This is a genomic window from Paenibacillus chartarius (assembly GCF_042432825.1).
GTDB classification, from domain to species: domain Bacteria; phylum Bacillota; class Bacilli; order Paenibacillales; family NBRC-103111; genus Gordoniibacillus; species Gordoniibacillus chartarius.
Map to the genome: position 1 here is coordinate 103029 of NZ_JBHLWN010000022.1, position 15270 is coordinate 118298.

The following is a 15270-nucleotide window of genomic DNA, read 5'->3' on the forward strand; positions in this document are numbered from 1 at the left end:
TGGGCCACTTCGCAAGACATCCGCCAGTTGTACAGTTATGGAAATAACTTGATTTAACTTAACAATTTCTTTAGATACTTCAGACCTACGCGAAATATGCAATATAGTATAATAATTGCGACTAATTTACTAAATTGTGGGAGGTATTATGCAGCGGACCCGTAAAACCTCGGCAGTCATCGTCTGGCTGTTACTGTTGAATTTGATCGCCTCGGCCGTTATTCCACCCGCATCGGCATCGCCGACGGCAGTGAGCTTCGACTCGACGCGGCTCGGCTTGAACGTAGCCGGGGAGGTGGACGCCGTGCTGGGCCGAACCTTTATGATGAACGTGACCCTGTCCAATACGGATGCGTCAGCGTGGGCCTACAATGCAGGCGTGGAGCTGGTGCTGGGGGACGGGCTGTCTCTCGCCGGAACGAATGCTGCCGCGCCGACGACGAATACGGTTTCGGCCTCAACGTACAAGCAGACGGTGTTCTGGCAGGACATTAAGGACTTGGCGCCTGGAGAGACGTATACGTTTGCCGTAACGCTTCAGCAAAATTCGACTAAGAGGGAGAAGGACGAAAACCAGGAAGCACTTCCGGTACAGTTCGGCGATAAGCTTCCCGTGGACGTGCGAGTATACGCCGGCTCGGTTGCGCGGGATTTGTATTACAATCCGTCCGCTCCGACGAAGTCGGCGAGCACAGTAGTGAACGTTACGCCGTACCAAATCACGCTCAGTGCGGTCGGCAAGCATGTGAAGGGCGCGGGGGATACGTCGGCGTCCGGCGACAATTGGGACGATGTGAACTATACCGTAACCATTGTCAACAACAATTTGTACGCTTCGGAATTTATCGGATTGAAGAATACGATGCCCGGCGAACTGGAATCCCCCCATTACTCGTCAGGAGCCCCAACCGGACCGGTTACCGGTTCGACCTACCGCGCGCAGCTGGACGGCAGCGGGAATGTGACCGGCGCCGTGTACGAGCGGGTGCAGCAGTGGAACACGGTGAACCTGGCTGCCGGGGCTGAATATAAGATAGAGTACAAAACCGCCATTTTCGATAAAATGCAAACCGAGCTTGGCGAAAACGCAGGCAGTCAGATTAAGGACGGAACTTCGCTGACGAGCACAATCAGCTTTGATCAGGTCGTTGTGCATCAGGCGGCGGACGCCATCTACGGCGGCCGGTCGATTCCTTATTCGGTCGTGGCGAAGGATATGATCGTCTCCAAGACGGTTAGCGGTACGGTTGGCTACGGCAATACGCTGACTTACACGATTGCCGTCAAGACGAATCAGTATTACAACGTCGATAATGTTGTCGTAGCCGATACTGTCGGCGACGGGCAGACGTTCCATCAATACATCACGACTCCTGCGGGGGCAACGATTACAAAGCCGAGTCCGGGGAAGAATGCGGACGGAACGACGAGCCTCGGCTGGAGGCTCGGCACCGTGCAAGCGGAAACGCTGGTCACACTGCAATACACGACGAAGGTGGACACGACGTGGGGCAATCCGGCATCCCCATACACGAGCAATGGCGTGCCGAATCCGATTGTGGCCGGCGATACGCTGTCCGGCAGTGTTACGGTAACCGGCGACACCTATGTATCCGGCCCGGTGTCGGATAGCAGCGGGGTGACCATGGGCACGAATGAACCGACCATTACCGGCATCATTGCGGCCGTTGACGGGCAGGCGCCGGCGGATCCGAAGCTCGCGACGGTAGCGGTCGGTCAGTCGATTGATTTTCGAATTACATATAATGCCGCAGGTGTGCCGGTCAATCAGCGTAACGTGCAAATCTACGATTATTTGCCGATCGGTACGAAGCCGAAGGATCTTAACGGCAACGGTACCATTGACAGTGCGGATTTGAGCGCCTATGGGTTGAATGGCGTGACGCCGCAGTACGATGCCGCCAGCAACGCGCTGTATTGGGATTTGCAGAGTGACGATGTCAATGCGAATTCGACGTTCACCACGACGATCCATGCGGTGGTATGGGACGATGCCACGAATGTGGCGATGGACAAGGCGGCGCAAAACCTCGTGAAGCTGTCGTTCGCGAGTACGCTAGGCAAGGTCAAGAGCGTGCGCGATACAATGGCGCTGACGTATGTCGAGCCGCAGCTGACGATGAGCCGTACCGTCAGCAAAACGACGGTGGACGGCGGGGACGAAGTCACCGAGACCGTCGTGCTGACCAACACGGGGACATCTACGGCTTATCGGGTTGCTTTCACCGAAGCGATTCCGCCCGAGCTCGATCCGGACTCGATCGTTACGGTTTCCGGGCCGGCAGGGATGACGTATACAGCGGCAGGAGCTAACCCGGTATTCGGCGGATTTTCGATCGCTCCGAACGGCGGTCAAGCGGTCATCACTTATAAGATTAAGGTGAAGAGTCCGGCCGGAGCGGGCAGAGATATTTCCCAAAGCTCCTCCTGGACATACCACAGCTCTGCGGCAGAGCCGGGCGACCGGACCTATAACGGAGCGGAAACGCTCAAGAAGCAGATGACCGTGAACAAGGGCGCGATCAAAGCGACTGCGATTGATGCCGCTTCGGGGAATGTGAACCAAGTACGGATCGGCGAATGGGTCGTCTACCAAATCGAAGTGACGGTGCCGAGCAACGATGTCACCTATGAGGCGGCGTTAACGGCAACGCTGCATAATAATCAAAGTCCTGCGACGAATAACGGAGTTCCGATCGTGTTCTCCGCTTATGACGGAACAGGAACCGGGACCGGAACCGCGCTCGCTGAGGGCGAGGAAGCGTCACTGACCGGCAAGCAAGTGAAGATCGCGAAGGTGCCGCTTCGCACCGGGACTTATACGTATGTTTATTATGTCAAAGCCATTGTTAACCAAGTGTCATCGGGTAACTCGGAGTCGCAGGGCATTACGGCCAAGTTCGATTGGAAGGACGCCGCTTCCGGAGGCGTCGGCCGCAGCATCTCCGACAGCACCGGCAAAGTCGACGTTATGAAGCCTAATCTGACGGCGAGCATTGCACCGGCCTCTGTCCCTATGGCCCAGAACGATTCCGCCAGCTTTACAATGACGATTACGAATAACGGGAAGAGCTCGGCGTACGATTTTGCCCCGTCGGTTACGATTCCGGCCGGCTTCTCATTCACCTCGGGCGGCGGCACGGTGACGGTAACGGACGAAACGTACACGATGACGTTCGCCCCGGTAGGGGAGCTGCCCCATACCGGCTCCAACAGCGTGTCGTATCCGTTCTCGATTCAGCTTGATGCGGTGAAGGGCTCGGGCTCGACGCAGTCGATCACCGGTTCTTCCGGCGCGTACTATACGACGCACGGCGCCTATCAGCGGGATACGGACGGGGACGCGGGCAATAACCCGACGGCGTTCGAGAAGCTGACGCCGGCTGCGGGCAGCGCAACGGTGACGCTGCCGGCCGTTCTGCTGACCAACAGCATCAAAGCGACGACAAGCGGCAGTCTGACCGCTATAGCGCCAGGGGACGTTGTCACGTATGAGCTGGTGCTGACCGTGCCGAAAGGGACGACTGCGTATCAGGTTAAAGTCACGGACACGTTCGATCAAATCCTGAAGTTCGATGTCGTCTCGGCGCCTTCTGCTGCGGCGATCTCAGGCAGCATCATGACGATCAATTATGGGACGCTCGATGCGACCGCAGCACCCGTAACGATAACGGAAACGATTCAGCTGCGGGCTAAAACAAACGGAAGCTCGCCAACGAGCGGTGCAATCCAAGCGCTGAACGAAGCGTTCAAAAGCACGGCGAAGGCGGATTGGAGCACGCAGGACAGCGGAGGAACGGTCAAGAGCACAGCGAATGCGGTAACGACGGTCAACGTTCGCCAGCCGAGCCTGGTATTCGATGTGCTGCCTATTGTAACCAGCGAGTTTTCGAGCGGCAACCGGAGCATACCCGTTACGCTGAAGCTGGATAACGGCACGGGCCAAAGCGCTGCCGTCGACGCGGCGTTCCGGGCCGATCTGCCGCCGGGAATAACCGCAAGCAACGTGAGCGACGGCGGCGTGTACGATGCATCGGCCCGGACGATCACTTGGAGCGGTATTACGGTAGGGGCGGGTCTGGCCAAAACCGTTACGTTCCAAGCCTCGCTGGAGCCGGGGGTGTTGGGGGCCGGTGTGACGCAGCTGAAGGTTCAAGGGACGCTGCTGAGCTACAAGTCGACGCCAGGGACGGCGGGCAGCCAGCAGGCGAAGCTGTATACGCCGAACGCGGCCGATGAAGTCGTACTGTCCGTCGCACCGGCGGCGCTAAGCGCCGCCATAACGGACTCCTCCAACGGAGGCAGTAGGACGGCGGTAAGGCCGGGCGATACGGTGACGTATAAGCTGACGATCCAAGTGCCGGCCGGTGCCGTCGCTTACAACGCTGTTTTATCTAAAGTGTCTTCGTGGACGGAAGCGGACGTACAGTCGGTAACTTACGGCGGGACGCCGATTGCGGCTGTCGGAAGCGTGTTCCCGCTAGGCAATATCACGGGGACGAAGGAGTTTGTAGTAACGGCCAGGGTCAAGACGGAGACGAATGTGACGCCGAAGCCGTACCAAGCGGTGTACACACCGTCCGTAACGTATGAGGAGGCAAGCTCGAACGGGACGGTGCACGATTTAACAACGGCTCCGCTGTCGATCGGCGTCGTGGAGCCATCCGTAGGATTAACGCTGACGGAGCAGAACGGGAAAACGGGGTTCAGTCAAGCAGGCGAGCAGCTCACCTACACGGCTAGGCTGAATAACACAGGACTGAGCACGGCTTACGACCCGGCGGTGACCTTCACGCTTCCGGGCTGGGTCAGCATCGTGTCCATCGGCGCTGCGAGCGGTACGACGAAAATGACGGGCAGCGGATTCGTTTGGAGCCCGGACGATCTGGAAAATGGCTTGCAGGATGCTATCTCCTTTACCGTGCAGGCGGAACCGGGCACGGCGGCGAATACGCAAGCCGACATTCAGGCAGTGCTGCAGCCATACTATTCACTGAATGACACCGAAGGCAAAACGTACGGTCCGGCAGCAGCCAATCAGCCGGCCACGATTTTAAGTGCCGTAACTGTCACGGGCGCAGACTCGCGGTCGACTACGGCAGGACGCGATGTGGTGTATGACCACACCGTAACCAATAACGGAGCCGGACGGGACACATACACATTGAGCTGGTCGGCGCCATTTGCTTCCGATATTTATGTAGACAATGTTCTCGCCGGCGGTGGTCCGGTCTCCGTGACGCTGAATGGAGGCGAATCCCGGAATGTGAAGCTGGTCGTCCACGTGCCGGAGAGCGCCCCGTATGACAACGGGATCGCTCACGTGCTGCAGCTTACGGCGGCAAACGGCGGCGGTCAATCGCAATCCGCTCAAGACCAGCTGACGGTGACGGGCACGCCGCTGAACGGCTGGACTTCGGCGACAGCGGAAGCTGCCTGGGAGAAGCCGGCCTACAAGCCGGGAGAAGCAGTGAAGTGGCGCGCAGTCAGCGCCGTGAATGCAGCGTCGGTTAAAGTAGTGTACGCCTATGATGGCGGCTCCGGCGAAGCTGTAATGGAATTGACGAATGCGGGCACATATGTACAGGACGGCTTTAAGACATGGGCTGTGGTGCTGCGGCTGCCGGACGACATCCCGTTGGGCGATTACGGAGTTACGTTCAAGTCTTTATCGGCGCCGGATGCGCTGCTGGAGAGCGAATCGTTAGCAACGGCGGTCAGAGGAACGAACAATGCCTTCGCCATCGTGAACATCATTACCTTATCCGGAACCGTGACGGATGCGGCTCGCGGGACGCCGGTAGCGGGAGCGACGGTCGTGCTGACGGACTTGTCCGGCCATACGGAGCTTGGACGAAAGACTGCTGACGGCAGCGGGTATTACGATTTCGGTCCGATACCGGCCGGCAGCTATGTCATCGCGGCATCCGCCGCAGGCTACGGCACGACGACGCATACCGTTGATGCGAAACCGGCTCCAGCAGCGGTGACGCGCGTGACGGCCGACCTGCAGCTATCAGCCTACCGGCTGACACTGACGGTATCGCCCTCCTCCATCGTCGGGGACGGGAAATCGGCCGCTGAGCTGATTGCCGCCGTGACCGATTCGGCGTACCGGCCGGTCGAAGGCGTCACCGTATCGTTCGACGCGCCTGTCGGGGCGCCGAACGGAACGTTCCCGCTAGGGAAGACAGGCGTAACGGACAGTCAAGGCCGTGCGGTTATCCGCTATCAATCAACCGCGATGGAGGATGTACGGACCGTGCGGATTCCGGTTACGGCGACTGTCGTTGATGCCGCACACGGTCTGAACGCTTCGGGCTCGCTCGTCTTGACGTTCGAGCCGGGCGCCGTCGAAGGCGTCGTCACCGAGCTTGGCAGCGACGGCATAAGGAGGAGCGTTGCGGGTGCTGCGGTAGGGATTCGGAAAGATTTTGACGGGGATGGGGCCATCGACTTCTCTGCCAGCGCTGTGACTGGAGCGGACGGCTCGTACCGGATCGGCGTGCCGCGCGGAAATGTTTCGTATGCGCTCACGGTCGATCAGGCGGTAACGGTGAACGGGCAAGATTCTACCAAAACGTTCCTGCAACAGGCGAATGCCGGTGTCATCGACGGGCAATCTGATCGCAGCTACCTCTCAAGCCGCTCGCTTTCCGGTATCGTCGTCATGCACGGCTCGGATGGAGCCGATACGTGGTGGCCGGCGGGCATGCTGAGCCATATGCGCGTGTATTTGAGAAATGTGGATACGAATACGGATGTGCTGGACGGCAGCGGCAACCGCCGGGCGTTCGCAGTCGGGACAGACAGTGTGTTTAACGCGGTGGATCTCCCTGCCGCCCGTTACGGCGTGACGCTGGCCTACGAGGTGGAGAGCGGCAAGGAGCTCGCGCTGGTCCGCATCCCGGCGGTCGATCTGACCGGGGCAGGTGAAATTCAGCTCGTCCGGCTGACGGTCAACCCGTACAGCCTGGTATATGACGCGAACACAGGCGTACCGCTCGTCGGCAGCGGGCAGGATCAGGCGCACGTGGCGCTGTACATCGCCGATACGCCGCGCAATGCGCTGCAAGGACTGCAGGCGGGAACGCTGGCTGCGCTTCCGGCAAGCCGCGACGCAGCTGTACAGAAGGACGGGAACCCGCAGGATGTCGACGGATACGGGCATTATGCATTTTACGTGCTGCCGAATACTGATTATTACGTGCAAGTATCGAGGCCGGGGTACTTGACCTACACTAGCGGCACGCTGCAGGTGGACGGGGACATGCTGCGGTTTGACGTTCCGATGCTGGGCGGCAGCGGGGAGCGGACGGTTACCGCCGGCAAGAGCGCAGCCTTCACGCATACGCTAACTAACAGCCGCGGGGAACCGCAGCAGTATAAGGTCGAAGTGGACTCCCCTTATCCGCTCGTGCTGTCGTCCGGGACAACGAGCATTGCGTCGGGTCATCCGGCGGGCAGCGGCGGCTGGATATGGGATACGATTGCACCGGAGTATGCCGCCGGAGGCGGTTCGGATGTGACGCTTCCGATTGGGGTGAAGCAGGGATTAAATCTGGATCTTCTCGTTACCGTTCCTCTGGGTACACCGCCGACCACAGTTGCATCCTCCGTGTACATGACGGTGTACTCGGCTCAAGACCAGTACAGCTGGACCGACAGTATCCATGTCGTGGAAGCGCCGCTGGACGGCTGGACGGGACAGATGGACGCGGCCGATTGGAAGGAGCCGGTCGTGACGGCGGGCGACGGATTGATCTTGGCAGCGAGGAGTACGGTCAACGCGGTGAAGCTGACCGCTTCGTATGTATGGGGCAATGCTGGCAAGACGGAGACGGTGGAGCTGACTTTGAGTAATGCCGATACGTTCATTGCCGATGGGTTTAAGTCATGGAAGGCATTGGGGCACTACGTGCCGATCGGCGCCGGGTCGGGCGAGTACTTTGTCACGTTTACCGCTTTGGACGGCCATGGGACGGCGCTGCAGGGCGACGGCGAAGGCGGTCCGCGGGCTGGGAATAACCGATTCACTGTGCGCAATCAGATCGATTTGGACGGCACGGTGACGGACCGCGATACGGGCTTGCCGATTGCGGGCAGCACCGTGGCCTTGTGGGACAGCATCGGCTTACGGGAATGGGGATCGGTGATGACGGATGCAAACGGCTATTACCGCTTTGAAGGCGTGAAGCCGAAGGTGTACCTGATTACTGTACGACACGACGGCTACAGCACGGCGAGCCGCATGATCGACGCGCTGCCGGCATCTCCGTCGGTAACGAAGATAACGGCGGATTTCGAGCTGGTGCAGTTCACCATCAAGCTGACCGCCAACCCGACTTCCATTATCGGGGACGGCAAGTCGTCGTCGGTGCTGACGACGGTTATTCTCGACAAGAACGGGCTGCCGATCGCCGGAGTGCCGGTGACGTTCTCCGCAGCGAGGGGGACGTTCCCGAACGGCGCGAATGCCGTAACGGATGCGAACGGTACGGCCAATGTGCGGTATCAATCCAGCAGGATCGAGGGCGTGATGTCGCAGCGCATTCCGGTCGTGGCGACCGTCAACGATCCGGAGCACAAGCTGTACGCGGAAGCCCAGATCATTATGACGTTCGAGCCTGCGGCCATCGCCGGTATTGTCACCACGATGGTGAACGGTGTGCCGGTTCCGGTGGAAGGTGCGATTGTGACGGTGGAGAAAGATTTTGACGGGGATGGGGTCATCGACTTCTCTGCGCAAATGATCACCGGTCCGGACGGGAAATATTCGATTGCGATTCCGCGCGGCAACGTGCAGTATGACCTGCTGATTCAGAAGCCGATGACTATCGGCGGCGAGGTCAAGTACATTACGTTCAGGCAAAAGGCTGAAGCCGGCGATATTACCGGATTGGGCGATCAGTTCTTCGACTCGAAGAAAACGGCGACAGGACTTGTGACGATCTCAACGACCGACCATAAGGTGATCCAGTTCCAGCCGGCTGTGTACCAGAAGATGAAGGTGTACTTGAAGGACAAAGACGGTAAGTATTTGCTGGATCTGCAGGGCAACCGCCAGGCATTCCCGCTTGATGCGAACGGCGTATTCACCGCTCAGGACGTGCCTGCGGGCGAATACCAGATGGAGGTTGTCGCAGAGGTGGAAGGCGGGGAGATTATAGTGAACCGTCAGCGGAACGGCAGTCTGCCGAAGCTGGTGGTGCAGCAGAACGGCGAGATGAACATCGGGGAGTCGTTGATCGACCCGTACGGGATTGTGACGGACGCGGATGACGGCTCGATCATTGCTGGGGCTCGCGTAGAATTGTACTATGCCGATACGGCGCGGAACAGCGCTGCTAAACGTGTACCTCATACGTTGGTTAACTTGCCGGAGCTGATCGGCTTTCCGCCGAACGACAACCACAATCCGCAAAATACGGACGCGGCCGGAAGTTATGCCACAATGGTGTTCCCGTACACGGATTACTACTTGAGGGTAACCAAGGCGGGATATCAGGATTACACCAGCGAGACGATTCCGGTCGAGACGGATATTGTGCGTAAGGATGTTCAATTACGGCGTATTCCTGCTCCAAAACCTGGCGGTGGCGGAGGCGGCGGAGGACTGATCATTCTGCCTGTGGAGGAGCCGCCGGAAGCGTCGGATTCGGATTTGGATTTGGCCGTCAGCGTATCGACGGATAAGGCGATGTATGAAGAAGGCTCGGTCATTACGTACACGATCCGGTATATGAATCGTTCGCCGCATACCGCGCATGATGCAGAGCTTGCGGGAGATATTCCGGGTATCACGGAGATCGAAGATGCGGCAGGCGGCAAAATAACCGGAGCGCGAATTGTATGGACGCTAGGCGAGCTGAAGGCGGGTCAAAGCGGCACGCTGGTGTACAAGGTACGGATTCCGGCTTTGGGGCTCACGGCGCCTACGGTCATGGTGCGTAACGATGTGTTGATCCGGACGAAGGATCGGGTCGTGCATGCCGAGGACGACAAATCTTCGATTAACGTTATGATGTTCACAAACCGGTTCGGGCCGGGATCGCACCGCGGATACATTCTCGGTTATCCGGACGGCACGTTCAAGCGCGAGCGGGGCGTGACACGGGCTGAGGTGGCGGCGATTTTTGCCCGGATCCTCGATCTGAAGAGCACAGTGCAAGGTGTGACGTATTATAACGACGTGGAGCGGTCGTTCTGGGCGGCGGACTACATTGAGGCCGTGACGCGCAAGGGGCTGTTCCAGGGCTATGAAGGCGGCTTGTTCCGTCCGAACGACGCCATTACCCGCGCGGAGCTGGCGACCGTGCTGACGAGATACTTAAACCTGGAAGGTGCAAGCTCGTTTGAAGTGCACTTCGCCGACATCGTAGGACATTGGGCGGAGCAAGCGATCGAGCAAATGCATCGTTATCACATTATTGATGGATACGAGGATGGAACGTTCCGTCCAAGCCAGACGATCAATCGTGCAGAGACTGTGGCGATGATCAATCGGCTGTTATATCGCGGTCCGTTGTACGGTCAGCCGCAGGCTTTCCCGGATATGGGCGAGGATGACTGGGCTTACGGACACGTACAGGAAAGCACGAGCAGCCACCGCTACGAGCGCAATCCGGATGGTTCGGAGCGGTTCGTAGAGGATTTGGGCGAAGTGATTTGGTAGGTTTTAAGGGCCGTCGGCGCGTTTAGGCGCCGGCGTTTTTTTGTATGATCAGGTTAATGGCAGAGTAGTTTTGTATTTTTTGTACGATTTTTCATCCAAAGCAGATGCAAATCCGCCCGCTTACAAATGGATCAGCACCCCGATGGTTAATATCAGCGCCATAGCATGGAGCAGTTCAAAGCTGAATGACGAAATGGATGACTTCGGGTGCGCTCACGAGACATTGACAATAGAAATAGCAGGTATATCATGAAAAATATTAGACCACATGCAAGGGGACGGCGCCTCGTGAACGTACAAATCCCATATCACAGCTATGTAGAGCTATATCCGACGAAGCTGTTGGCGTTGTATCACGCTCTGCGTGACTCTGTCGTGGACGGAAGGTTCGGGGCGGCGTCACGGCTGCCGTCGACAAGAGAGCTTGCGAAAATGTACGGGCTGTCCCGCGGTACCGTGAGTCAGGCTTATGAGATGCTGGCGGCTGAAGGATATTTGTCCAGCGAAAAGGGCAGCGGTACCTATGTAGCGTACCGGGATGAGGCGGGAGCGGAAGGCAGCGGAGCTTCGCGCGAACGGGCATACGGGGCGGCGGTGGGCAAGCTGGGGCCGGGGGATTCTCCGGTACGAGCAGCTGCAGGCGATGAAACGAACGGAAACGGGTTCGCAGCAACGAATGGAGGCGCCGATGGCGGAAGGGACGAAGCTGTATACGCGAGGTCTGCCGAAAGCTTAGCGGGCCGGGTTGACAGGAATGCGGGCGGCCTCGGGTACGGTTTTGCCGTACAGGAGGAAGGCCCGGGTATGGCCGACGACAAGCGCGGCGTGCGGCTGTCGGCATGGGGACAGCGCGTTGCGGCGCTGCCCGCCCTGAGGATGCCGGCGGCCGCGCCGGGCGGAGTAGACTTCGGGCGCTTCGTGCCCGATGTGACGGGGTTCCCGCGCGAGGCGTGGCGCCGCTGCCTCTACGCAGAGGCCCGCGAGCTGAGCGGGCTCGCGGGGGGAGGCGAGCGGGCGGAGCCGCTCGGCAGCCCCGAGCTGCGCGCGGCGATCGCGCGCTACTTGAGGCGGGCGCGCGGCATCCGCGCGCTGCCCGAGCACGTGGCCGTCACCGGAGGCTCGATGCAGGCGCTGGCGCTGGTCGCGCAGCTGCTGCTCGGCCCGGAGGAGACGGCCGTGGCGGAGCTGCCGGCGTTCCGCGGCGTCCGCCAGGCGGTGCGCGCCTCCGGCGCGCGCTGCATCGACGCTCCCGTCGATGCGCAGGGGATCGTCCCCGCGGATTGGGACGCGCGGCTCCTATTCGTTACGCCGGCACGGCAGTTCCCGACCGGCGCTGTGCTCAGCCTCTCGCGGCGGCAGCAGCTGCTGCGCTGGGCGGACGAGCGTGAAGCCGTCATCGTCGAAGACGATTATGACAGCGAATTCCGCCACCGCGGCAAGAGCTTCGAGCCGCTGAAGGTGCTTGACCGCAGCGAGCGCGTCGTGTATGTCGGCAGCTTTACGAAGACGCTGCTGCCGGGCACCCGCATCGGCTATGCCGTGCTGCCTCCGTCGCTCGCAGCGCCGTTCGCCCGCGCCCAGCAGCTTATCGCCGGACCGTATCCGGTCAATTTGCTCGAGCAGCGGGCGCTAGCCGCCTTTATGGATGCCGGCGAATACGAACGGCATTTGAGGCGCATGAAGCGCATCTACTCGCGCAAGTTTCATGTGCTGGCGCAGCTGCTGCAAGCCCGCCTTAGCACATGGTTCGATTGGGTCGAGAGCGACGCCGGCCTCCATCTGTTCGGCTGGTGGCGGGGGGATGAAGCGTCCTACCTGGCGTACAGGGAGCGCTGCCGCTCCGCAGGTATCGGCTGGGCGGAGGCGGAGATGGATACTGAAGCTCTACAAAAGCTGTACCACGATCCGCACAACCAAGAAACCAGCCGCAATCCACACCAAAAGCACAACCAAGAATCCACCCAAGACCCGCACGGAAAGCACGACCAAGAAACCGGCCGGGATCCGCACAAAATGCCTCCTGAGCAGCTGCAGCCAGCTTCACCTCAAACATCCCTTCAGCCGCCGCACCTTCGCCGCCGAGGCATCTACTTAAACTTCGCGCACCTGTGCGAAGACGAGCTCCGGCGCGGCGTCGAGCTGATGGCGCGTTGTGCGGACCCGGCGAACTTGATATGATGCTAGAAGGAAGCCCTATGTGAAGACTCATCGTGAAAGCCCGGCTTGAAAAATTCCTATGCGCCCCGCCTCTATATGAACCACTAGAAAGGAGCCGCGCCCTTCATGAAAGCGATGGTCCTGCGCCGCTTCGGCAAAGACGAGCCGCTCCGCCTGCAGGAGTGGCCCGAGCCCGTTCTGGGCGCCACCGACGTGCTTGTCGACATTCATGCCGCAAGCGTCAACCCGCTCGACTTCAAAATCCGTGCAGGCGGCGCCATCCGGCTCGCCCTGCCTTACCGCGCGCCGCTCGTGCTCGGCAACGATTTCGCAGGCGTCGTCGCGGCGATCGGCGCCAAGGTGACCCGCTTCAAGCCCGGAGACGAGGTATACGGCCGCCCGAGCAAGGAGCGCAGCGGTACGTTTGCCGAGCGGATCGCCATACCCGAGCATGAGCTTGCCCATAAGCCGCGCACGATCACGCTGCAGGAAGCGGCGGGCCTCCCGCTCGCCGGTCTGACGGCGTGGCAGGCGCTGACGGAGGAGCTTCGCCTGAAGCCCAAGCAGCGCATCCTGATTCACGCCGGGGCGGGCGGAGTCGGCTCGCTCGCGATCCAGCTGGCGAAGCATCTCGGCGCGTATGTAGGGACGACCGCGAGCGAACCGAATCACGAGCTCGTCCATTCGCTCGGAGCCGACTTCGCCGTCGACTACCGCAAGTTTCCGATAGAGAAAGTATTCGAAGACTACGACTGCGTGCTCGACACGATCGGCGGCGATACGCTTCTCCGCTCCTTTCAGACGCTGAAGCCCGGCGGAGGCATCGTCGCTTCCGTCTCCGGCCTGCCGGACCGCAGCTACGCGAAGCGTACGCACCAGAACGCGCTGAAGACGCTGCTGTTCACGCTGGCCGGGCGCCGCTTCGCCAAAGCGGCAAAAGCCCGCCAAGCCGAGTATCGCTTCTTCTTCATGCATCCGAGCGGAGAGCAGCTCCAGCACCTTGCCGGCCTGGTCGATCGGGGCGTGCTCCGGCCGCTGGTCGACCGCGTTTACCCGCTCAGCGAAGCGAACGAAGCGCTGGCCTACGTCCAGACCGGACGCGCCCGCGGTAAAGTCATCGTCCAAGTAAGCTCATCATCACCCCAATAGAGAAAGGAGCCTGCCCATCATGGCCAAGCTTCCCGTCGAACAGATCATCAAGGCCCGCCACGCCCTCAGCCAAGTCATCGAGGAGACGCCGCTGCAGCTGAACGCCGTGTTATCCCAGCAGTACGGCTGCAATGTGTACTTAAAGCGCGAAGACCTGCAAGTCGTACGTTCCTTCAAAATCCGCGGCGCCTACAATTTCATCCAGAGCCTTACGGACGAGGAGCGGGTCCAGGGCGTCGTGTGCGCCAGTGCCGGCAACCATGCGCAAGGCGTCGCTTACTCCTGCAATGCGCTCGGGATCAAGGGAACGATTTTCATGCCCACCACCACGCCCCGGCAAAAAATCACGCAAGTGAAGCGGTTCGGAGGAGATTTCGTCGAGGTCATTCTCAGCGGCGATACGTTTGACGATTCGTCCGTGCAGGCCCAGGCGTACTGCAAAGAACGCGGCATGTCGTTCATTCACCCGTTCGACGATCCGCGCACGATTGCCGGACAAGGCACCATCGGCTTCGAGATCGTGCACCAGATGCCGGTGCAGCTGGACTATGTGTTCGCGGCGATCGGCGGCGGCGGACTTGTCTCCGGCGTAGGCTCCTATATCAAAAGCATCAGCCCGGCTACCCAAATCATCGGCGTCGAGCCGGAAGGCGCCGCCTCCATGCAGCGGTCCATCAACGAAGGCCGCGTCGTCGCCCTGGAGTCCATCGACAAATTCGTCGACGGCGCAGCCGTCAAGCAGGTCGGCCAGCTGACGTTCGACATATGCCGCGAGGTGCTCGACGATATCGTCCTGCTGCCCGACGGCAAGGAGTGCACGACGATCCTCGAGCTGTACAACAACAGCGCGATCGTCATCGAGCCGGCCGGGGCGCTGCCGGTGGCGGCGCTCGACGCGTACCGCGACCACATTCGGGGCAAGAACGTCGTCTGCATCATCAGCGGCTCGAACAACGACATCGACCGGATGCAGGAAATCAAGGAGCGTTCTTTGATTTATGAGGGATTGAAGCACTATTTTATCATCAGCTTTCCTCAGCGTTCCGGGGCTTTGCGCGAATTTCTGGAGGAAGTGCTCGGACCGAACGACGATATAACCCGCTTCGAATATACGAAAAAAACGAACCGGGAGAGCGGCCCCGCCCTCGTCGGCATCGAGCTGAAAAACAAAGACGATTACGGTCCGCTGATCGCCCGAATGTCCCGCAAAGACTACGATTTTGTTGAAATCAATCAGGACCGGACGCTGTTTAATTTGCTCATTTAAG

The 15270-nt window shown here is 59.8% G+C and carries 4 protein-coding genes; all 4 read left to right on the plus strand.

Features of this window, described 5'->3' with window-relative positions:
• Positions 1-148 precede the first annotated feature (148 nt).
• The 4 genes from ACFFK0_RS04895 to ilvA all read left to right on the plus strand — a co-directional run bounded on the left by ACFFK0_RS04895 (position 149) and on the right by ilvA (position 15269).
• Positions 149-10696, plus strand: coding sequence for a carboxypeptidase regulatory-like domain-containing protein (locus tag ACFFK0_RS04895; RefSeq protein WP_377468796.1), 10548 nt, complete (start codon positions 149-151; stop codon positions 10694-10696).
• Positions 10697-10984: 288 nt separating this feature from the next.
• Entirely contained in the window at positions 10985-12874 is a 1890-nt protein-coding gene (locus ACFFK0_RS04900; RefSeq protein ID WP_377468797.1) for an aminotransferase-like domain-containing protein, read from the plus strand.
• Between the two features lie 105 nt (positions 12875-12979).
• Positions 12980-14002: an NADP-dependent oxidoreductase gene (locus tag ACFFK0_RS04905; protein WP_377468798.1), complete on the plus strand. Its 1023-nt coding sequence runs from the start codon at positions 12980-12982 to the stop codon at positions 14000-14002.
• A 19-nt stretch (positions 14003-14021) separates the two neighbouring features.
• On the plus strand, positions 14022-15269 hold the full coding sequence (gene ilvA / locus ACFFK0_RS04910) for a threonine ammonia-lyase IlvA (protein WP_377468800.1): 1248 nt from the start codon (positions 14022-14024) through the stop codon (positions 15267-15269).
• Position 15270 lies beyond the last annotated feature (1 nt).

What these genes read in the sequence shown, in the direction of transcription:
- ACFFK0_RS04895 (WP_377468796.1), top strand. Translation starts at nt 149, where the DNA reads ATGCAGCGGACCCGTAAAACCTCGGCAGTCATCGTCTGGCTGTTACTG.
- ACFFK0_RS04905 (WP_377468798.1), top strand. Translation starts at nt 12,980, where the DNA reads ATGAAAGCGATGGTCCTGCGCCGCTTCGGCAAAGACGAGCCGCTCCGC.
- ilvA (WP_377468800.1), top strand. Translation starts at nt 14,022, where the DNA reads ATGGCCAAGCTTCCCGTCGAACAGATCATCAAGGCCCGCCACGCCCTC.